At 60.0% G+C, this 21,142-nt stretch carries 18 protein-coding genes; 4 read left to right on the forward strand and 14 right to left on the reverse strand.

What is annotated here, in order from left to right:
- Positions 1 to 97: 97 nt before the first annotated feature.
- The 9 genes from pcaC to pcaR form a co-directional block, all read right to left on the reverse strand.
- Positions 98 to 490 (reverse strand): 4-carboxymuconolactone decarboxylase, encoded by a 393-nt coding sequence (pcaC, locus tag D8U69_RS05015; RefSeq protein ID WP_007976697.1) that lies wholly within the window; start codon positions 488 to 490, stop codon positions 98 to 100.
- A gap of 10 nt (positions 491 to 500) precedes the next feature.
- Positions 501 to 1,292 carry a 3-oxoadipate enol-lactonase gene (gene pcaD / locus D8U69_RS05020; RefSeq protein ID WP_130904355.1) on the reverse strand — a complete coding sequence of 264 codons (792 nt, stop codon included), beginning with the start codon at positions 1,290 to 1,292 and terminating at the stop codon, positions 501 to 503.
- 11 nt (positions 1,293 to 1,303) lie between these two features.
- The gene (locus tag D8U69_RS05025) at positions 1,304 to 2,668 is read right to left on the reverse strand and encodes a 3-carboxy-cis,cis-muconate cycloisomerase (protein WP_130906823.1); all 1,365 of its coding nucleotides are present in this window, start codon (positions 2,666 to 2,668) and stop codon (positions 1,304 to 1,306) included.
- 45 nt (positions 2,669 to 2,713) lie between these two features.
- A complete protein-coding gene (locus D8U69_RS05030) occupies positions 2,714 to 4,018 on the reverse strand; it encodes an MFS family transporter (protein WP_056856098.1) in 1,305 nt (434 codons plus the stop codon).
- A gap of 135 nt (positions 4,019 to 4,153) precedes the next feature.
- Positions 4,154 to 4,720, reverse strand: coding sequence for a protocatechuate 3,4-dioxygenase subunit alpha (pcaG, locus tag D8U69_RS05035; RefSeq protein WP_130906824.1), 567 nt, complete (start codon positions 4,718 to 4,720; stop codon positions 4,154 to 4,156).
- A gap of 1 nt (position 4,721) precedes the next feature.
- A complete protein-coding gene (pcaH, locus tag D8U69_RS05040) occupies positions 4,722 to 5,426 on the reverse strand; it encodes a protocatechuate 3,4-dioxygenase subunit beta (RefSeq protein ID WP_056856100.1) in 705 nt (234 codons plus the stop codon).
- 37 nt (positions 5,427 to 5,463) lie between these two features.
- Positions 5,464 to 6,669: a 3-oxoadipyl-CoA thiolase gene (gene pcaF / locus D8U69_RS05045; RefSeq protein ID WP_177336598.1), complete on the reverse strand. Its 1,206-nt coding sequence runs from the start codon at positions 6,667 to 6,669 to the stop codon at positions 5,464 to 5,466.
- 274 nt (positions 6,670 to 6,943) lie between these two features.
- On the reverse strand, positions 6,944 to 8,290 hold the full coding sequence (locus D8U69_RS05050; RefSeq protein ID WP_056856102.1) for an MFS transporter: 1,347 nt from the start codon (positions 8,288 to 8,290) through the stop codon (positions 6,944 to 6,946).
- Between the two features lie 125 nt (positions 8,291 to 8,415).
- Positions 8,416 to 9,258 carry a pca regulon transcriptional regulator PcaR gene (gene pcaR / locus D8U69_RS05055; protein ID WP_130904359.1) on the reverse strand — a complete coding sequence of 281 codons (843 nt, stop codon included), beginning with the start codon at positions 9,256 to 9,258 and terminating at the stop codon, positions 8,416 to 8,418.
- Positions 9,259 to 9,934: 676 nt separating this feature from the next.
- Here pcaR and D8U69_RS05060 point away from each other — a divergent pair.
- Together D8U69_RS05060 and D8U69_RS05070 are read left to right on the forward strand one after the other, a co-directional pair.
- The gene (locus D8U69_RS05060; protein ID WP_008056863.1) at positions 9,935 to 10,135 is read left to right on the forward strand and encodes a hypothetical protein; all 201 of its coding nucleotides are present in this window, start codon (positions 9,935 to 9,937) and stop codon (positions 10,133 to 10,135) included.
- 378 nt (positions 10,136 to 10,513) lie between these two features.
- A complete protein-coding gene (locus D8U69_RS05070) occupies positions 10,514 to 11,989 on the forward strand; it encodes an inorganic phosphate transporter (protein WP_056856104.1) in 1,476 nt (491 codons plus the stop codon).
- A gap of 270 nt (positions 11,990 to 12,259) precedes the next feature.
- On the opposite strand, the gene ccoM is transcribed toward D8U69_RS05070, so the two are convergent.
- The 3 genes from ccoM to D8U69_RS05075 form a co-directional block, all read right to left on the reverse strand.
- Complete coding sequence (gene ccoM, locus D8U69_RS29935; RefSeq protein WP_056856105.1) at positions 12,260 to 12,376, reverse strand: cytochrome c oxidase subunit CcoM; 117 nt, start codon at positions 12,374 to 12,376, stop codon at positions 12,260 to 12,262.
- Positions 12,377 to 12,519: 143 nt separating this feature from the next.
- Positions 12,520 to 12,681 (reverse strand): hypothetical protein, encoded by a 162-nt coding sequence (locus D8U69_RS29425; RefSeq protein ID WP_008074569.1) that lies wholly within the window; start codon positions 12,679 to 12,681, stop codon positions 12,520 to 12,522.
- Between the two features lie 93 nt (positions 12,682 to 12,774).
- Positions 12,775 to 13,116 carry a hypothetical protein gene (locus D8U69_RS05075; RefSeq protein ID WP_056856106.1) on the reverse strand — a complete coding sequence of 114 codons (342 nt, stop codon included), beginning with the start codon at positions 13,114 to 13,116 and terminating at the stop codon, positions 12,775 to 12,777.
- Positions 13,117 to 13,347: 231 nt separating this feature from the next.
- Between D8U69_RS05075 and rapA the strand changes: the two genes are divergently transcribed.
- Positions 13,348 to 16,194, forward strand: a complete 2,847-nt coding sequence (gene rapA, locus D8U69_RS05080; protein ID WP_056856107.1) for an RNA polymerase-associated protein RapA — start codon at positions 13,348 to 13,350, stop codon at positions 16,192 to 16,194.
- A 222-nt stretch (positions 16,195 to 16,416) separates the two neighbouring features.
- Here the strand turns inward: rapA and D8U69_RS05085 are convergent, their stop codons facing one another.
- Positions 16,417 to 17,766 carry an MFS transporter gene (locus tag D8U69_RS05085; RefSeq protein WP_130904361.1) on the reverse strand — a complete coding sequence of 450 codons (1,350 nt, stop codon included), beginning with the start codon at positions 17,764 to 17,766 and terminating at the stop codon, positions 16,417 to 16,419.
- 292 nt (positions 17,767 to 18,058) lie between these two features.
- On the opposite strand from D8U69_RS05085, the gene D8U69_RS05090 reads away from it, so the two are divergent.
- The gene (locus D8U69_RS05090; RefSeq protein ID WP_277751144.1) at positions 18,059 to 20,275 is read left to right on the forward strand and encodes a bifunctional diguanylate cyclase/phosphodiesterase; all 2,217 of its coding nucleotides are present in this window, start codon (positions 18,059 to 18,061) and stop codon (positions 20,273 to 20,275) included.
- On the opposite strand, the gene D8U69_RS05095 is transcribed toward D8U69_RS05090, so the two are convergent.
- Positions 20,232 to 21,128 (reverse strand): NAD(P)-dependent oxidoreductase, encoded by an 897-nt coding sequence (locus D8U69_RS05095; protein WP_177434548.1) that lies wholly within the window; start codon positions 21,126 to 21,128, stop codon positions 20,232 to 20,234. The genes D8U69_RS05090 and D8U69_RS05095 overlap by 44 nt on opposite strands.
- Between the last annotated feature and the right edge of the window lie 14 nt (positions 21,129 to 21,142).

A 21,142-nucleotide genomic window follows, 5' to 3' on the forward strand; every position in this document is an offset into this window, starting at 1 on the left:
ATGCAGCCAGGGACGCTCCGCGTCCCGTCCAAAGCCGAACGCGGAGCGTCCGTTGAGGCGTTCCCACGCAGAGCGTGGAAACGATCATTCGCCCGGATCACTCCCGCGATTCAACCCCCAACTCATCCCACACCGACTCGGCCAGGTGGAACGTTGCGTTGGCGGCGGGGATGCCGCAGTAAATCGCGCTCTGCATGATCACTTCCTTGATCTCGCCACGGCTCACACCATTGTTGGCGGCGGCACGCAGGTGCAGTTTGAGTTCACCTTCGCGGTTCATGCCGATCAACATGGCAATGGTGATCAGGCTGCGGGTGTGGCGCGGCAGACCCGGGCGGGTCCAGATGTCGCCCCAGGCGTGGCGGGTGATCATTTCCTGGAATTCCGAGTTGAACTCGGTCAGGGTTGTCAGGCTGCGGTCGACATGGGCGTCGCCCAGTACCGCGCGACGCACCTTCATTCCTTCGTCGTAACGCTGTTTCTCGTCCACAACAATCCCCTCAATGAGCCGACAAAAACGCCAGGACCCGCTCGCTGAACGCAGCGCCGGCCTGGACGTTGGACAAGTGCGCGGCGTAGAACTCGGCGTATTCGGCGCCCGGCACATGCTCCTGAATGAAATGCCCGCCAGACGGTGGCGTCACTGCATCCTGAGCGCCAGCAATCACCAGCAGCGGCGCCTTGATCGACGACAACTGATCACGGAAATCGGCATCACGCACCGCTGCGCAATTGGCCGCGTAACCTTCTGGCGAAGTCGCCGCGAGCATGTCGGTAATCTGCTTGGCCGCCGCCGGGTTGGCTTCGGAGAAGTCCGGGGTGAACCAGCGTGCAATCGAGGCGTCACGCAGCGCAACCATGGCGGCCTGACCATCGCGCAGGACCATGTCGATGCGTGGATTCCAGATCGAAGGATCGCCGATTTTCGCCGCCGTATTGCACACGATCAGTTTGTTCAAGCGCTCGCCGGCATTGATGCCCAGCCACTGGCCAATCAACCCGCCCATGGACAGACCACAGAAATGCGCACGCTCAATGTGCAAGGCATCGAGCAGCGACAACACGTCACGACCCAGTTGCTCGATGCTGTACGGTCCCGGCGTTACCAGCGATTTGCCGTGGCCTCGGGTATCGAAACGCAGCACGCGAAAATGCTCGGTGAACGCCGGGATTTGCACGTCCCACATGTGCAGGTCGGTGCCCAGAGAGTTGGATAGCACCAGCACCGGTGCATCGACCGGTCCATCGAGTTGGTAATGTAGTTCGCCATCGGCGAGTTGAACGAAAGCCACAGCAGTCTCCTTCAGGCAGTCAATGCACAATGGTCAGCCACCGCGCGCTCGACCCAGGTTTTCGCCTGGCCGAGGTAGTGAGCGGGGTCCAGCAGATGATCGAGTTCGGCGGCCGTCAGTTCGGCGGTCACCTGCGGTTCGTCGCCAAGCACCGCACGCAGGTGGCGCTGTTCGGCCACGGCGCGTTTACAGCATTGTTCCAGCAGATGGTGCGCAGCATCGCGGCCGACCCGTTGCGCCAGGACGATGCTCACCGCTTCGGCAAGCACCAGGCCTTGGGTGAGGTCGAGGTTGCGAGCCATGCGCTCGGCGTCCACCTCCAGCCCCTGAGCGATCAACAACGCTTGTTGCAGGCTGCCGGACACCAGGCAGCAGATTTCCGGCAGGGTTTCCCACTCGGCATGCCACAAGCCGAGGCTGCGTTCATGTTCTTGTGGCATGGCGCTGAACAGCGTCGACAGCAAGCCCGGCACACGCGTCGCCGCGCCGATCAGTACCGCCGCGCCTACCGGATTGCGCTTGTGCGGCATGGTCGAGGAACCGCCCTTGCCCGGCGCCGATGGCTCGAACACTTCAGCGGCTTCGGTTTGCATCAACAGGCTGATGTCGCGACCGAGTTTACCCAGGCTGCCAGCGATCAGACCCAGCACCGCGCCGAACTCCACCACGCGATCTCGCTGGGTGTGCCACGGCTGGTCAGGCAAGCTCAGTTGCAGCTCTTCGGCCAACGCTTGAGCAATCGGCAGCGCTTGCTCGCCGAGGGCCGCGAGGGTGCCGGAAGCGCCGCCGAACTGCAGCACCAGCAAACGCGGCTTGAGCTCGGCCAAACGTTGACGACTGCGGGTCACCGCCCCCAGCCAACCGGCGATTTTCATGCCGAGGGTGACGGGTGTGGCGTGCTGCAACCAGGTGCGTCCGGCCAATGGCGTGGCTGCATGACGCTGGGCCTGGCTCGCGAGGATTTGCCCCAATTGCGCCAGATCGTTTTCGATCAGTTCCAACGCCCGGCGCAGTTGCAACACCAGGCCGCTGTCCATCACGTCTTGACTGGTCGCACCCAGGTGCACGTAACGTTCAGCCTCGGCATTCTGCGCAGCGATCTGCTTGCCTAACGCCTTGACCAACGGAATCGCCGAGTTGCCGGCGACGGCAATCGCCTCGCCGAGGGCAGCGAAATCGTAAAGCCCGGCCTCGCACGCATTCTCGATTGGCCCGACAGCACTCATCGGAATCAACCCGACCCGTGCTTCGGCCCGGGCCAATGCCGCTTCGAAATCGAGCATCGCCTGCACCCGCCCCTGATCGCAGAACACCTCACGCATATCGCGGGCAGTGAAGTAGGCATCGAACAACTGATTGCCCGGTCGCTGGTTCATAAACAGTCCCTGAAGGCGCGGGCCTTTGTGGCCCGCGCGTGAAGATCAAAGGTCGTGATGCAGATACTTCGCCTGTTTCGGCAGACGCAGGCTGAACAGGAAGGCAATCGCCATCATCACCGTTACGTACCAGTAGAAGGCGTTTTCCATGCCGACGTTCTTGAGGCTCAAGGCCACAAATTCCGCCGAACCGCCGAAGATCGCATTGGCCACCGCATATGCCAGGCCGACACCCAGTGCGCGCACTTCCGGCGGGAACATCTCGGCTTTCACCAGACCGCTGATCGAGGTGTAAAAACTGACGATCGACAGTGCCAGGGTAATCAGCACAAAAGCCAGGAACGGGCTGCTGACGCTTTTCAGGCTCAGCAGGATCGGCACAGTGCACAACGTGCCCAGGGCACCGAACCAGAGCATCGAGTTACGTCGACCGATCTTGTCGGCGAGCATGCCGAACACAGGCTGCATGCACATATACAGGAACAGTGCGCCGGTCATGATGTAACTGGCGGTCTTGGCGTGCATGCCGGCGGTGTTCACCAGGTATTTCTGCATGTACGTGGTAAAGGTGTAGAAAATCAGCGAGCCACCGGCGGTGTAGCCCAGCACGGTAATAAACGCCGCCTTATGGTCGCGGAACAGCGCCCTGATGCTGCCGGCGTCTTTGTTCTCGCGCATTTCCTTGCTGGTGGTTTCTTTCAGCGAGCGACGCAGGAACAGCGAAATCAACGCCGCCACCGCACCGACCACGAACGGAATCCGCCAGCCGTAGGCGCGCAGGTCTTCTTCAGTGAGGAACTGTTGCAGGATCACCACCAGCGACACTGCCAGCAACTGCCCACCGATCAGGGTCACGTACTGGAACGACGCAAAGAAACCGCGCTGGCCCTTGAGCGCCACTTCGCTCATGTAGGTCGCGGTGGTGCCGTACTCCCCGCCTACTGACAAACCTTGCAGCAAGCGCGCGAACAGCAACAGGATCGGCGCCCAGACACCTATGTCTTTATAGGTCGGCAGGCAAGCGATGAGCAGCGAGCCGAAGCACATCATCAGAATCGAGATCAGCATCGAGTTCTTGCGCCCGTGCTTGTCCGCGACACGGCCGAAGATCCAGCCGCCAATCGGCCGCATCAGGAACCCGGCAGCGAACACGCCCGCGGTGTTTACCAACTGCACCGTGGGGTTGTCGGACGGAAAGAACGCGGGGGCGAAATAAATCGCACAGAACGCGTAGACGTAGAAGTCGAACCATTCGACGAGGTTGCCGGACGAAGCGCCGACAATGGCGAAGATCCGCTTGCTGCGTTCTTCACCCGTATAAAGAGCTGTAGGAGCCGTGGGAGTCGTCATCGTTTTTCACTCAATAGGGACAGTAGAGTCTAGACACACTTTGCAACAGTCCCGTTCCGCAGAAGCATTACCTGAGGCCAAAACACGCACTTGTGGCGAGGGAGCTTGCTCCCTCACCACAAGTTTTGAGTCCATTCAATAATCGAAGAACACCGTCTCGGCATCGGTGCCCTGCAGAATCACATTCCACTGATACACGCCCGATGCATCCTTCTTCGCCAGCAACGTGGTGCGGCGCTCGGCCGGCACGCACTCCAGCAACGGATCGTCGACGTTGGCCGGTTCACCCTCGAAGTAGATCCGCGTCAGCAGGTGCTTGACCAAGCCACGGGCGAACACCAGAACCACAAGGTGCGGCGCCTGGGTCGTGCCCTTGAGGCCTTCGACCGTGCCCGGCTTGATGGTGGTGAAACGAAAACGCCCTTCGGCATCCACCGGCACCCGGCCGAAACCTTCGAAATTCGGGTCCAGGGGTTTGTCCTGGTCGTCTTCCGGGTGGTCGTACTTGCCGGCGGCGTTGGCCTGCCAGACTTCCAGCATGGCGTCGTTGACGACATCGCCGTTGCCGTCGACCACTTGCCCGGTGATCGCCACGCGCTCGCCCAGGGTGTTTTCGACGGTCAGGTTTTCGCGGTTCAGCCAGGTCAGGCCGATGTGATAGTACGGCCCTACGGTGTGGGACGTGGTCGCAGTCAGCGTCATCTTATTTCTCCATCGGCGTGGCGTCGCGGCCGCGCAAAACGATGTCCCAGCGATAACCGAGGGCATAGGAAGGGATGGTTTTTTCCAGATCGAACGTGGCGATCAAGCGCTCTTTGGCACTGGTATCGGGCACGCAGTTGTAGATCGGGTCGTAAGCCAGCAGCGGGTCGCCCGGGAAATACATTTGCGTGACCAGGCGCGTCAGGATGCTCGGCCCGAACAGCGAGAAATGAATGTGCGCCGGGCGCCAGGCGTTGTGATGGTTGCCCCATGGGTACGCGCCGGGCTTGATGGTCTGGAACTGGTACCAGCCATCGGCGTCGGTCACGGTGCGGCCGGTGCCAGTGAAGTTCGGATCCAGCGGCGCGTCGTGCAGGTCACGGGCGTGGGCGTAACGACCGGCGGCGTTGGCCTGCCAGATCTCCACCAGAATCCCCGGCACCGGCAGACCGTTTTCATCCAGCACGCGGCCATGAATGATGATGCGCTCACCCTGCGGCTGACCTTCGTGCTGAGCGGTCAGGTCATTGTCTTTTTCGTTGACGCGCTCGGCGCCGACGGTCGGCCCGGTGATTTCCGACAGCGAATGGGGCAGAAACACCAACGGCTTCGATGGAGAGCGCAGGTTGGTGGATTGATAGCTCGGGTGCAGGTACTCCGGCTGAGTACCCTCCTGCGGGCGACGATAACCAGGCTTGTCAGTCATTACACTTTCCTCAGTTCTTATAAGTCGACAGGGCGTGTCAGACCCGTTCGATTGCCAAAGCCAGCCCCTGGCCGACACCGACGCACATGGTCGCCAGGCCTTTCTTGCCACCGGTCTTTTCCAGCTGATGCAACGCCGTCAGGACCAGACGCGCACCGCTCATGCCCAACGGATGCCCCAGGGCAATGGCGCCACCGTTTGGATTGACCTGCGGCGCGTCGTCGGCAATTCCCAGCTCACGCAACACCGCCAGACCCTGGCTGGCGAAGGCTTCGTTGAGTTCGATCACGTCGAAATCGCTGACCGCCACACCAAGGCGCTCGATCAGTTTACGTACCGCCGGCACCGGGCCAATGCCCATCACACGCGGTGCCACACCGGCGCTGGCCATGCCCAGCACTTTGGCGCGGGCAGTCAGACCGTGTTTTTTCACCGCTTCGGCCGAGGCGAGGATCAGCGCCGCGGCGCCGTCGTTCACGCCCGAGGCGTTGCCGGCTGTGACGGTTTTGTCGGGACCGTTGACCGGTTTGAGTTTGGCCAGGGCTTCCAGGGTGGTGTCGGCGCGAGGATGTTCGTCCTGGCTGACGATGGTTTCACCCTTCTTGTGGGCAATGCGCACTTCGACGATTTCTTCGGCGAAAAAACCTGCGGCCTGGGCGGCAGCGGTGCGTTGCTGACTGCGCAAGGCGAATGCGTCCTGATCGGCGCGGGACACCTTGTAATCATCAGCAACGTTGTCGGCGGTCTGCGGCATCGCGTCCACACCGTACTGGGCTTTCATCAGCGGGTTGATGAAACGCCAGCCGATGGTGGTGTCTTCCAGTTTCATGTTGCGCGAAAACCCGGCGTCCGCCTTGCCCATCACGAACGGCGCACGGGACATCGACTCCACGCCACCGGCAATCGCCAGCTCCATTTCACCGCTGGCGATGGCGCGGAACGCCGTGCCGATGGCGTCCATGCCCGAGGCGCACAGGCGATTGAGAGTCACGCCGGGAATGGTCTGCGGCAAACCGGCCAGCAGCAGCGCCATGCGCGCCACGTTGCGGTTGTCTTCACCCGCCTGGTTGGCGCAACCGAGGAACACCTCGTCGACGGCATTCCAGTCCACCGATGGATTGCGCTCCATCAAGGCCTTGAGCGGCACGGCGGCCAGGTCGTCGGCGCGAACCGCAGACAAACCACCACCAAAACGGCCGATGGGGGTGCGAATCGCGTCGCAGATGTAAACGTCACGCATCATGCTTCTCCAGGTGCTTCAGATGGGTAAAGCCTTCCGACTTTGAAAAAAGGCGCCGATGCGCAGCGCCGGAGTGGCTGAAGAGTAAGCCCGTGAAAAACGTCAAACAATCCGATAATCGACTGAGTGTTCGCTTATCGAACACATTGTTATCCGGCTATTGGTACCCGAAAGCTTCGCGGGCAAGACTCGCCCCTACAAATCCAGGTGCCTCTGTAGGAGCGAGGCTTGCCCGCGAAGATGCCATCAACCACGATGAAGATTCAGACGCCTGAAATCAGGTTGCATCCGCATGGCTGACCAAACCCTTGATCACCACCGCGGCGGTCGCCAATGCTGCCGGAATCACCAACGCCGTCAGCACCTGCTCGAAGTTCCAGCCCAGGCCCAACAGCGTGGCGCCCATCCAGGCTCCGAGGATCGCACCGAAACGGCCGATACCCAGCATCCACGAAACACCGGTGGCACGCCCCTGAGTCGGATAGAAGCGCGCGGCCAGCGATGGCATCGCCGATTGCGCGCCGTTGACACACATCCCCGCCACCAGCACCAGGGTCGCCAACAACGTGATGTTGCCCAGGCTCTGCCCTACCGCGTAGGCAAATACCCCGGCCAGCAGGTAGAAAGTACCGATCACCTTGTGCGGATTGAACCGATCCATTGCCCAACCCACACCCACCGCGCTCAATACGCCACCGAACTGGAACAATGCGCCGATGAACGCCGCCTGTTCCATGCTCGCGCCGCTATCGCGCATGAGGGTCGGCAGCCAACTGGTCAATAGGTAAACAATCACCAGCCCCATAAAGTAGGTCAGCCACAGCAACAATGTGCCAACGCTGTAGGTGCCCGAGAAGATCACCGCGAACACGTTGCGCGCCTTCACGGTTTTCTGTTCCGGCACACTGAAGCTGGAGGCTTGGGCCACCACAGTCGGATCAATCGGCGCCAGCGCCTGGCGCACCTTGTCGGTACCGCGATTGCGCACGACCAGGTAGCGTGCCGATTCCGGCAACCAGAACAGCAAAACGACAGCAAGGATCAGTGGCAGAATCCCGCCGATCAGCAGCAGGCTGTGCCACCCGAACGCCGGAATCAACTTGGCGGAAATGAATCCGCCACCGGCCATGCCCAGGTTGAAACCGCAGAACATGCTGGTCACCAACAGGGATTTCTTGCGCTCCGGGGTGTATTCCGACAGCAGCGTCGTGGCGTTGGGCATACCGGCGCCCAGGCCCAAGCCGGTCAGAAAGCGCAACACCAACAGTTGCTCGACGTTGGTGCTGTAAGCCGAGGCCAGGCTGAACGCACCGAACAGCAGCACTGCACCGACCAGTACGACTTTTCGTCCAAAGCGGTCAGCCAGCGGGCCGGAACCCAGTGCGCCAAAGACCATGCCGATGAGCGCGGCACTCATCACCGGGCCGAGACTCGCGCGATCGATCCCCCAGTCCTGAGAAAGCGCAGGCGCAATGAAACCCATGGCCGCCGTGTCGAGGCCATCGAGGAAGACAATCAGGAAACACAGAATCACCACTCGCCACTGATAACGCGAAATGGGTTGAGCATTGATGAAGGACTGCACGTCGAGGCAGTTCCCTACAGCAGACTGAGGCTGGTTCATTATTTTTATTCCGTGGATCACAGTCGAACGGGGAGCCAGCCAATGCTGGCGCAGCCGCGACATTAATGATCCGGAGGAAACAGCGTCAATTCACCCGAAGCAACTCTGTGCGATTATCGAACACCTTAGGCAAACAGTTGAGCGCTGAGATCGCGGCTGGCGCTTAACAAACCAGGGAGGAAGCGTTGTTCCAGCTCATTGCGGCTGACCCGACCCGCATGGGTACTGACGTTGAGGGCCGCCACCACTTGACCGGACGCGTCGTACACCGGTACTGCAATCGAGCGCAGCCCCTGCTCCAGTTCCTGATCGACGATGCACCAGCCCTGCTGCCGGACTTCCTTCAAGCATTCGAGCAATGCCTCTGGGGTGTGGATCGTGCGACTGGTCTTGGCCTGCAAATCGGCGTGCTCGAGGTATTCACCCAGGGACGAGTCATCCAGCGCCGCCAGCAGGATCCTGCCCATCGACGTGCAATAGGCCGGCAAGCGCCCCCCCACCGACAGATCGACCGAAATCAGCCGCTGGGTCGTTGCCGAGCGGGCGATGTACAGAATGTCGTCGCCTTCCAGGGTCGCCATGTTGCAGGCTTCGTGCAGTTGCTCGCTCATGCGGTCCAGATACGGCTGGGCCGACACCGCCAGCGGTGTCGAGGATACGTAGGCATGGCCGAGGGTCAGCACTTTGGGCAGCAGGGAATACGTGCGGCCGTCGGTAGTGGCGTAGCCAAGTTTGATCAGGGTGTGCAGGCAACGTCTTACTGCAGCGCGGGGAATTTCCGTGCGGTGACTGATCTGCGCAATGGTCAGGTGCCGTTTGCGCTCCTGAAACGCTTGCACGACAGCCAGCCCCCTCGCCAGCGAGGTCATGAAGTCCGGATCACCTGTGAGTGCCTGGATTCGCTTGGCGGGCGACGCGACGATGGGCGGTGCCACAGAGGCAAAGGAATTGCGCAGTTGATCGTTCATTACAGATTCTCTTCCCACACGGATCAGCGAGTATTACAAGTGGCTATCGGTCCGGCGCACAAGCCGTGCCGGCCCCAGATTGGGCGATTATCGAACCGTTGACCGATAATCGCAATCGCCGTACATCATCCGAGCCAATCAAAGAGCGTGTTTCAAGCATTCACCACGGTGACAATGCAGACTTGCCAAGGTCGATGTAATTGCCAAAAAGTTGTTCGACTTAATGGCGCCAGAAAGCTATCACTGAACAGTGATAGCATTCAGCGCTCTAGTTGGCCGTGAAAGTAACGAGTAACAAAACGATCACACATCGCGACCTACTTTTAACTCTGTAGAGATAGAGTTCTGTGAATCGCTCGCTATAATGCAAATCAGTAGCCAGACGGTTTTCTACTTGCCGACTCCGCTACAAGGTGGCGCGATGTTCCATCGCTGCCGCCCCCGGCAAGCGCCCGACGCTGACTGCATTGCATCGTCAACGCGCTCGCTGAAAACAGGAAGCTGATGCTGCGTCAGCTATTTATCTCTGGTGCCGTGGTCGCCTGCAACATGGACGTATTGATCGCCCTGCCGTAAAACAATGCCCTCACCGGCCTTGTCGATGCGTCGAGAATGATCGATACATTGGATGCAGCGCGTTTCACCAGAATTTATCTCAACTCAATCAGGTAGCACTGTGACGAAAGACGAACTGCGCGCGGAACTTGAGCGCCAGGAACAACGTTACAAGGAAGTTTACGGCGGGGAAGTCACCACCTACGCCGCCCAACCCGAACCGGAGCGCAAACCCTGGCGTAAACGCGCCACCGTTCAGGATCAGGTTTTCAAGCAAGAACTTGAAAAAATGGAAAAGGAACTCAAAGCCGAAGAGCCTTGATGGTCCCGGCTTTAATCCTTACAAGGGTCTGCGATTGCACCCGTTAAAAGCGGGATGCATGGATGTTGCCTTTTGCGCCCGCTACAAGCGGGCAGCGGCCACCTTGCTCATCCGACAAGGTAAAGGGCGCATATCCGACCCTCTTCTCAGAAATTTCACACAAGCGTTCAGGCCCCTCCTCCGAGCGCGCGAAACCCTTTTGCCATGGGTGTTTTCAAATAAATTCAATGACTTGCAAGGCCCGTAAAATCACCGACACGCAGGACTGCGGCTCAAATTAATTCGTTGAAGAATGTTACCAACGAGCAGCTAGTGCATTGATTGGCACGCTTTTCTGGCATAATCCCGCCCCCCTTATGACCGGGTCAGAAAACCTTCATGATCGATTTATTCAGCGGACTGGATGCTTGGGTGCTAGTGAGCCTCCTGCTCGCCCTGACTTTTGTCCTCGCCTTCGAGTTCATCAACGGATTTCATGACACCGCTAACGCGGTAGCCACTGTTATCTACACCAAAGCCATGCCGCCACACCTGGCGGTGTTCTTTTCCGGTGTGTTCAATTTCCTCGGCGTGCTGCTGGGCGGCGTTGGCGTGGCGTATGCCATCGTCCACTTGCTGCCGGTGGAGCTGCTGATCAATGTGAACACCGGTCATGGACTGGCCATGGTGTTTTCGTTGCTCGCCGCCGCCATCGCCTGGAACCTGGGCACCTGGTACTTCGGTATCCCCGCTTCCAGCTCCCATACGCTGATCGGCTCGATTCTCGGTGTAGGCCTGGCCAACGCCCTGATCAACGAGATTCCGTTGGCCGATGGCGTGAACTGGCAGAAGGCAATCGATATCGCCATGTCGCTGGTGTTCTCGCCGATGGCAGGTTTCCTGATTGCAGCGCTGATTCTGATCGGCCTGAAATGGTGGCGTCCGCTGTCGAAGATGCACAAGACGCCGGAACAGCGCCGCAAGATCGATGACAAAAAGCACCCACCGTTCTGGAATCGCCTGGTCTTGGTGATCTCCGCCATGGCCGTGAGTTTCGTGCACGGTTCCAACGATGGCCAGAAAGGTATCGGCCTGATCATGCTGGTGCTGATCGGTATCGTGCCGGCGCAGTTCGTCCTTGATCTGAACAGCACCACCTACCAGATCGAACGCACCCGCGATGCCACCTTGCATCTGAATCAGTTCTACCAGCGCAACGCCGAAACCCTCGGCGAGTTCCTGGCACTGGGCAAAAGCGTGGAAGGTGATCTGCCGGAGAAATTCCGCTGCAACCCGCAGCAGACCGAACCGACCATCAACGCGTTGCTGGGCACCCTCAAGGGCGTAGCCGACTACCGCTCGCTGTCGGCGGAAAGCCGCATCGAAGTGCGCCGCTACCTGCTCTGCCTGGATGACACCGCGAAGAAAGTCAGCAAGCTGCCAGGCCTGCCCGCCCGTGAAAAGGCTGACCTGGACAAGCTGCGCAAGGACTTGACCACCACCACCGAATACGCGCCGTTCTGGGTGATTCTGGCGGTGGCCCTGGCCCTCGGCCTGGGCACCATGGTGGGCTGGAAACGCGTGGTTCTGACCATCGGTGAGAAAATCGGCAAGCAGGGCATGACTTATTCCCAGGGCATGTCGGCGCAGATCACCACTGCCAGCCTGATCGGCATGGCCAACATCTTCAGCTTGCCGGTGTCCACTACCCACGTGCTGTCTTCAGGCGTGGCCGGTACCATGGTCGCCAACAAAAGCGGTCTGCAAGGCGGCACCGTCAAAACCATCCTGCTGGCCTGGGTGCTGACCCTGCCAGCCACGGTTGCCCTGTCGGCCGGTTTGTTCTGGCTGGCCTCGAAGGCACTCGGCAGCTGATCAGCTGCCGAACGAAAAAGGCGCGCTCCGCAAGGACCGCGCCTTTTTTATTACCGGATGATCGTTCCCACGCTCTGCGTGGGAATGAATCCCGTGACGCTCCGCGTCAGAATTGGACGCAGAGCGTCCATGGCGGCATTCCCACGCAGAGCGTGGGAACGATCAAGAACGCAGAGCGTGGGAACGATCAACTTCAAGGAATCGCAGGCAAAAAAAAGGGCAACCGAAGTTGCCCAAAATGCCTTGCGTGCTCATTGCATCCAGAAAGACCTACGGTTTTTTCCGCTTGTGCGAATCCTTCCAGATAAAAAATCCGAATCCTGCAAAAAAAACGAACATGAGGCTGACGGTCAGCACTCCGGCGATCACCACGTTGTCGAAAAACATGACGCGTCTCCTGCTGTTGCCCTGTTGCGATAGGGCTAAGTTACCCAAACGGGCAGGAGAAAGAATTGACCGGGATCAATGTTGCCCGAGACCGGGCTCAAAGGAGGGGAAAAACTGACCTGCATCAACCGATGACGGGGGATTCAACGTTTTTTCGGTTTGTTCTTCGGTTTTTTCTTCGCCTTGCCCAGCGGCATGGCTTGCTCGAACGCCTGACGCACTTCATTAAGGCGTTTTTCGTTGAGGTCATGGACACGCTTGGCGCGTTCGGCGTTGAGGTCGATCAGTTTGTCGTCTTGGCTCATGGCGTTCAGTGCATCACTGGCAAATGAATTCAGCTGCCGAGGCAGGTTTGCGCCAATAATGCGGTCTGGCGACAGCGCTGACCAGCCACTCGCTCAAATCTCGATGTCGACCCACAATCCCTGGCGGGGCTGATCTTCCATCAATGGCGCCACCGGTACGGTGTTGTCGGCATTGAGTTCGTCCCCTGGGATGGCCAGATGCGCTTCAGGGTCTTCGTCGGCTTCACGGCGACGTCTTTCCTGTTCCTGCTTGCGCCGCTGTTCTTCGCGCAGTAGCAAGGCGGTTTCTTCAGGGTCACGCTTTTTCAGGTCGATGGTGCTGTCCGTGGAGCTTTCCTGCACGGGCACCACGGGTGCTATGTCCGGGCGCGGGCGGACCGGGTCGTGCTGAGAGGTGATCGGCACGGCACTCAAGGGAAGCATCGGTGGCAGCATATTTTTTGGTCTCCTGTCAGCAGGCTGTCGGCTGCGCAAATGGCGACTTGAGCCATCGGTCGCAAACTGTGACTCAATCGACACTGCCTTAACGGTCGCAAGCTAGGATTTGTTCAGGCCACGCGGATCAAAAAAACGCAGCCTACGGCACCTCCCACACAGGTATTCCTTTGGTCTGGAGACCTGATTCCGTTAAGATAGCCCGCTTTTTCAAGGTGGGAGTCAGGCAGCATGGCGCAGCAGTATCAACCGGGGCAACGCTGGATCAGTGACAGCGAAGCCGAGCTGGGTTTGGGCACCGTTCTGGCACAGGACGGCCGCTTGTTGACCGTGCTCTATCCGGCCACTGGCGACACCCGCCAGTACGCGCTAAGGAATGCGCCCCTCACCCGCGTACGGTTTTCGCCGGGTGACTCGATTACTCACTTCGAAGGCTGGAAACTGACCGTTCGCGAAGTCGACGACGTCGATGGCCTGCTGGTCTACCACGGCCTCAACGCGCAGAACGAAGTGGTTACCCTGCCGGAAACCCAGCTGTCGAACTTCATTCAGTTCCGCCTGGCCAGCGACCGTTTGTTCGCCGGGCAAATCGATCCGCTAGCCTGGTTCTCCCTGCGTTACCACACCCTCGAACACACCAGCCGCCAGTTGCAGTCCTCCCTCTGGGGCTTGGGTGGCGTACGTGCGCAGCCGATCGCGCACCAATTGCACATCGCCCGTGAAGTGGCCGACCGCATTGCACCGCGGGTATTGCTGGCTGACGAAGTAGGCCTGGGCAAGACCATCGAAGCCGGTCTGGTGATCCATCGCCAACTGCTCTCGGGCCGCGCCAATCGCGTGCTGATCCTGGTGCCGGAAAATCTCCAGCACCAGTGGCTGGTGGAAATGCGCCGGCGCTTCAACCTGCAAGTCGCACTGTTCGACGAAGAGCGCTTCATTGAAAGCGATGCCTCCAACCCGTTCGAAGACACCCAGCTCGCGCTGGTGGCCCTGGAATGGCTGGTGGAAGACGAGAAGGCCCAGGACGCACTGTTCGCCGCCGGCTGGGACTTGCTGGTGGTCGACGAAGCGCACCACCTGGTATGGCACGAAGATCAGGTCAGCCCTGAATACTCGCTGGTCGAGCAACTCGCCGAAACCATTCCCGGCGTACTGTTGTTGACCGCAACGCCGGAACAACTCGGCCAGGACAGCCACTTCGCCCGTCTGCGCCTGCTCGATCCGAACCGCTTCCATGACCTGCACGCCTTCCGCGCCGAGAGCGAGAACTATCGCCCGGTGGCCGAAGCCGTTCAGGAATTGCTCGACCAGGGCCGCCTGTCGCCGCAAGCGCACAAGACCATTCAAGGTTTCCTCGGCAACGAAGGCGAAGCCCTGCTGACCGCCGTCAACGATGGCGACACCGAAGCCAGCGCCCGTCTCGTGCGTGAGCTGCTGGACCGTCACGGTACCGGTCGCGTGCTGTTCCGTAATACCCGCGCCGCCGTGCAAGGTTTCCCGGAGCGCAAACTGCACCCGTACCCGCTGCCATGCCCGGACGAATACCTCGAACTGCCGTTGGGTGATCACGCCGAGCTGTACCCGGAAGTCAGCTTCCAGGCCCAGCCGGACGCCAATGAAGAAGAACGCTGGTGGAAATTCGACCCACGCGTCGAGTGGCTGATCGATCAACTGAAGATGCTCAAGCGCACCAAAGTGCTGGTGATCTGCGCCCACGCCGAAACCGCCATGGACCTGGAAGACGCCTTGCGCGTGCGCTCCGGCATTCCGGCCACGGTGTTCCACGAAGGTATGAACATCCTCGAGCGTGACCGCGCCGCCGCCTACTTCGCCGACGAAGAGTTTGGCGCGCAAGTGCTGATCTGCTCGGAAATCGGCAGTGAAGGTCGCAACTTCCAGTTCTCCCACCACCTGGTGCTGTTCGATCTGCCGTCCCACCCGGACCTGCTGGAGCAACGTATCGGTCGTCTGGACCGGATCGGCCAGAAACACACCATCGAACTGCACGTGCCGTACCTGGAAACCAGCCCACAGGAGCGCCTGTTCCAGTGGTACCACGAAGCGCTGAACGCGTTCCTCAACACCTGCCCGACCGGCAATGCCTTGCAGCACCAGTTCGGCCCTCGCCTGCTGCCGCTGCTGGAAGAAGCCGACGACGGCGAGTGGCAAGCGCTGATCGACGAGGCCCGTACTGAGCGTGAGCGTCTGGAAGCTGAATTGCACACCGGCCGTGACCGCTTGCTGGAGCTCAACTCCGGTGGCGCTGGCGAAGGCGACGCGCTGGTCGAAGCCATTCTTGAACAGGACGACCAGTTCGCCCTGCCGATCTATATGGAAACCCTGTTCGACGCCTTTGGCATCGACAGCGAAGACCATTCGGAAAACGCACTGATCCTCAAGCCGAGTGAAAAAATGCTCGACGCCAGCTTCCCGCTGGGCGACGACGAAGGCGTGACCATCACATACGACCGCAACCAGGCGCTGTCCCGCGAAGACATGCAGTTCATCACCTGGGAACACCCGATGGTCCAGGGTGGCATGGATCTGGTGCTGTCCGGCTCCATGGGCAACACCGCGGTGGCGCTGATCAAGAACAAGGCGCTCAAACCTGGCACGGTACTGCTGGAACTGCTCTACGTCAGCGAAGTGGTCGCCCCGCGCTCGTTGCAACTGGGCCGCTACCTGCCGCCCGCTGCACTGCGCTGCCTGCTCGATGCCAATGGCAACGACCTGTCGCCCCGGGTGTCGTTCGAGACCCTGAACGACCAACTCGAAAGCGTCCCGCGCGCCAGCGCCAACAAGTTCATCCAGGCCCAGCGCGATCAACTGACCCCGCGGATCAATGCCGGCGAAGACAAAATCTTCCCGCGTCATGCCGAGCGCGTGGCAGAGGCACAACGCCGCCTGGCCGCCGACACCGACGAAGAACTGGCACGCCTGACCGCGTTGCAAGCGGTCAACCCGACCGTTCGTGACAGTGAACTGGTTGCGTTGCGCAAACAACGCGAGCAAGGCCTGGCGATGCTCGACAAGGCGGCTCTGCGACTGGAAGCGATCCGGGTGTTGGTGGCGGGTTAAGTCCCCTGCTCCAACGCTGAAAAAAAAAGGCCCGCAATACTGCGTAAGCTGTTCACTTAAGAGAACGTTAGCATCCTGTGGCGAGGGAGCTTGCTCCCGCTGGGCTGCGCAGCAGCCCCCTTCAGGGCCGCTTCGCGCCCCAGCGGGAGCAAGCTCCCTCGCCACAAGTACAGTGGTCGTCCTTAAGTGAACAGCAATACTGCGGACCTTCTTTTTTGGATCTTATGCCGTCGCCACAGAACCCTCAGGCACAACCACCCCTCCCAATCCATCCTTCATCCGCTTGGCATCGCGCACAAAACACCGCGACGCCAACACCAGAAACACCATGGTGAAAAACAGCGCTACCGGAATCAGGTACATCGCGTCGTGCAGGCCGACGGCTTTAAATGCTTCGGTCATTTGCCCGGCGCCCGCGGCGAGCATCGCCGTGTGGGCGAAGTGGTCGGACAGTGCGCCGACAACCACCGGCCCCAACCCGCCGCCCAGCAGATACAACCCGGCAAAGAACAGCGCCATTGCCGTTGCCCGCAGACGCGGTTCGACCACGTCCTGAATCGCCGTGTATACGCAGGTGTAGAAGTTGTAGGCAAACAACCAGCCCAGGCTGAAAACCGCCACGAATACACCGATCTCGATCCGCCCCGAATGCAGCGCCCACGCCGTGCAGACCGTGGAGATGATCAGGCTGAACGCCGCAAACAGCAGGCGACCATTGGCGATTCGCTGATGAATCTTGTCGGCGACCCAGCCCCCCAGCGTCAGGCCGAACAAACCGGTCACGCCGACGATGACACCGGTCGCGACTGCGGCTTCCTGCAATGGCATCAGGAAGTAACGCTGCAGCATCGGCACCAGGAACGAGTTGCAGGCATAGGTGGCGAAGTTGAAGCACAGCCCGGCCATGACCAGCCAGAGGAAGGTGGGTACCGCCAGCACCCGACGGATTGGCCGATCAACCTTTTCCTGGGAAACCTGCACGGTTTCCGCGGCGCCGCGCTTGGGCTCCTTGATGAAAAACATGAAGACGGCGAGGATCAGTCCCGGTACGGCGGCAATGAAGAACGGTGCGCGCCAACTGTCGAAGGCCTTGACCATCGCACCGATGGTGAAGAACGCCAAGAGCAGACCCAAGGGCAGGCCAAGCATGAAAATGCCCATGGCCCGTGCCCGACGGTGAGCCGGGAACAGATCGCCAATCAGCGAATTCGCCGCGGGCGCATAGCTGGCCTCGCCGATGCCGATGCCCATGCGCACGATCAGGAAACTCCAGAAACTTCCCACCATGCCGTTGACCGCCGTCAGCCCGCTCCAGGCTGCCAGCCCCCAACCCATCAGTTTTGCGCGCGAGCCGGTGTCGGCCATTCGCCCCAGAGGCAGGCCGGCAATGGCGTAGACGATTGTGAACGCGGTGCCGATGATCCCCAGTTGAAAGTCGCTGAGGTGCCATTCCATGCGGATCGGTTCGATGATGATGGCCGGAATGGTGCGGTCGAAAAAGTTGAACAGGTTGGCCAGGAACAGCAGGAACAGAATGCGCCAGGCATTCGCCGCTTGGGTCGAGTTCTGCATGGGTCCGTCTCTTTTATTGTTATGGGGCTTCACTGCCAGTGCATCCGAGCCCGGAACCTGCAATCTAGTCAGGCGCCCCACCGCTGTCTGTAATTATTCGTAAAGCTGATACCCAGCCATCGTCTCCGGCGCGGCCTGTGCAACATTTTATTTCCAAACGATCTAGCGTTCATTCCAAAAGGATTGCAGGACAATGTGCCACTATCGCTTGCGTTCCGTATGTGACCTCTATACTCCATGACATTCGCTGGCGTTGATTGCGCCAGCCAGGAAGTAATCGATGGGGCATGCTATGGAGTGGCTTGGTCTGCATTTCATTACCGAGCTGCCAGAGAGTGGGCAGGTCATACTCAATTGCATACATGACCCTTTTCTGGTGCTTTTGGCTTATCTGGTTGCCTGTGCTGGCAGTTTTGCCACGCTGGACATGGCCGAGCGGGTGGCTCATGCAGAAAAGAAGGCGTCACAGCGACTCTGGCGCTGGGTCGGCGCCGGATGTCTCGCGGGCGGAATCTGGGCCATGCACTTCATCGGCATGCTGGCGTTCCAGGCACCGATAGATATCCACTACCAGTTGCCCATTACCCTCGCCTCTCTGCTGATCGCCCTGCTCGCTTCGTGGCTGGCGATGCACACCCTCAGCCTTGCGCAGTTGAGCTTCTGGCAATGTTTCAGGTCAGCCATCGGAGTCGGCCTGGGCATCGCCGCCATGCATTACGTGGGCATGTCTGCACTGAGTTCGCCGGCGCAGGCCTACTATCAACCGCTGTTGTTCGGCCTGTCGATCGTGATCGCTATCGGCGCCAGCATGGCGGCCCTGTTGCTGTCGAGTTACTTGCGCAACGAAACAGGGACGTTTCATCAACTGCTCAAGTACGGTGCCAGCCTGGTACTCGGGGCGGGGATCATCAGCATGCATTTCACCGGCATGGCTGCCTTCAATCTGGTGCTGCCCAGCGACAGCCTCCTGGCCCAGCCCGGAGAAAACAATCACTTTCAACTCGGCCTGACCGTAGCGATCATGACGCTGCTGATCATCGGTAGCAGTATCAGCGCGGCGCTGGCGGACAAAAAGTTGCAACACAAGGAACACGATTTGCAACGGGTCAACTCGTTGCTCAGCCAACTGGACCAGGCGCGCATGTCCCTGCAACAGGTGGCGCACTACGATCCATTGACCAACCTGATCAACCGTCGCGGTTTCAACCAGCTGTTCGCCGAGAAACTCAGCGAGAAAACCCACGAGGGCGGCAGGCTCGCGGTCCTGTTCCTCGATATCGACCACTTCAAGCGGATCAACGACAGCCTTGGCCACGATGCCGGCGATGAGTTGCTCAAGGTCATTGCCGGGCACATCAGAAGCTCCATACGCAGTCACGCCGATGTGGTTGCGCGCTTCGGTGGCGATGAGTTCTGCATCCTCATCGACCTGCATGATCGAGAAGAAGCGCGGCACATGGCCCAGCGCATCATGCAAAAAATGAAAGAGCCCATTGAACTTGCCGGACGGCGCATGGTGATGACCACCAGCATCGGCATCAGCGTGTTTCCGGAAGACGGCAAATCCTGCGAAGAACTGTTGAAAAACGCCGACCTGGCGCTGTATCAGTCCAAGGGCAGCGGTCGCAACGGTCTGAATTTTTTCAGCGCCAACCTCAAGGCCCGCGCCACGCTGGAACTGCAACTGGAAGAAGAACTGCGTTACGCCCTGCGTGAAGACACCGGCCTGATGCTCTATTACCAGCCGATCTACGACCTGAAAACCGGCCAGGTCAGCAAACTCGAAGCGTTGATTCGCTGGCAACACCCGACCCACGGCTTCCTCGCCCCGGACCGTTTCATCACCATTGCCGAAGCCAACGGCCTGATCACCGAACTGGACCATTGGGTATTGCGCAAGGCGTGTGAAGACTTGGGCGAGCTATCGCGGCAAGGCTGCGAGGTGCTGAGGATCGCCGTCAATTGTTCGCCCTTGAGCCTGGCCCGCGAAGAGTTGTCCTCCGAAATCGAACGGGCGCTGCGTGACGCCGGGGTCGCGCCGCAACGGCTGGAACTGGAAGTGACCGAGAACGCACTGATGGGCAACATCGCCGATACGCTGGTGCTGTTGCGGCAGATTCGCGCCCTCGGCGTGTCACTGTCGATCGATGATTTCGGCACCGGTTATTCGTCCCTGGCGTATCTCAAGCGCTTGCCGTTGAACACTCTGAAAATCGACCGTTCGTTCATCCAGGACATTCCCAACTCGACTCAGGACATGGAAATTGTCCAGGCGATCATCGCCATGGCCCACACCCTGCACCTGGAAGTGGTGACCGAGGGCGTGGAAACCTTCGAGCAGTACCAGTTTCTTGAAGGTGCCAGTTGCGATTACGTTCAGGGTTACCTGCTCAGCCGTCCGGTACCGCTCGCCGAATTGCTCCCGGTGCTGAATGAAATCAATCAGCGCAAACACTCCTACTCAGTCACGACACTGAGTCTGGTGCACGGTACATCTGCACTAATGTAGACGGGTCTTTTTCCAGATTCCCCTGGGCGCCGTGCAGGCGCATCAATTGCGCCGCCAGACCGCTGACCGGAGTTGCCGAGCCCTGTTCGCGGGAAAACTTCACCGCCGTGTCCAGGTCCTTGAGCAAGGTCCGCACGTGCCACTTCACCGGTTCGAAACGACTGTCGGCCATTTGAGGAGCCAGGATCTGCAGCGGCTTTGAATCGGCAAAGCCACCGGCCAGCGCTTCGGCGATCAAATTGGCATCGACACCCGAACGCTCTGCCAGGGCCACCACTTCGGCAATTACCAGCGCGTTGCAGGCAACGATCATCTGATTACAGGCCTTGGTCACTTGCCCGGCTCCGACCGCCCCCATGTGCGTCACGCGCTGGCCGAGGCTCAGCAAAACCGGTTTAACCCGCTCAAGCGCCGCCCCGTCGCCACCGACCATGATCGCCAGGCTGCCAGCCTGCGCCCCGACGACACCGCCAGACACAGGCGCATCGAGCCAGCCCATGCCGGTTTTGCTGACGAGCTCAGCTGCCATTTCACGCGTTGCCGTCGGTTCCAGGCTGGAAAAGTCCACCAGCAACTGGCCATTTTTCGCACCCTCGATCACTCCCGCGGTGCCGAATACCACCTCGCGCACCACCGCGGTGTCCGCCAGGCACAGCATCACCACGTCGGCGTGCTGACACAGTTCGGCCGGGGTCGCGACCTGACGTGCCCCGGCCTCGACCAGCGGCGCGCACTTGGCCGGATTGCGATTCCACACCGTCAGCGGGTAACCCGCCGCGAGCAATCGCCGGCACATCGGCAACCCCATCAAGCCAATTCCGGCAAAACCCAGCGAAGGTAGCATTGACATCATTTTGCCTCCTTTTG

Origin of the sequence: Pseudomonas sp. Sample_16, assembly GCF_004307665.1 — a bacterium.
Taxonomy (GTDB): Bacteria; Pseudomonadota; Gammaproteobacteria; order Pseudomonadales; family Pseudomonadaceae; genus Aquipseudomonas.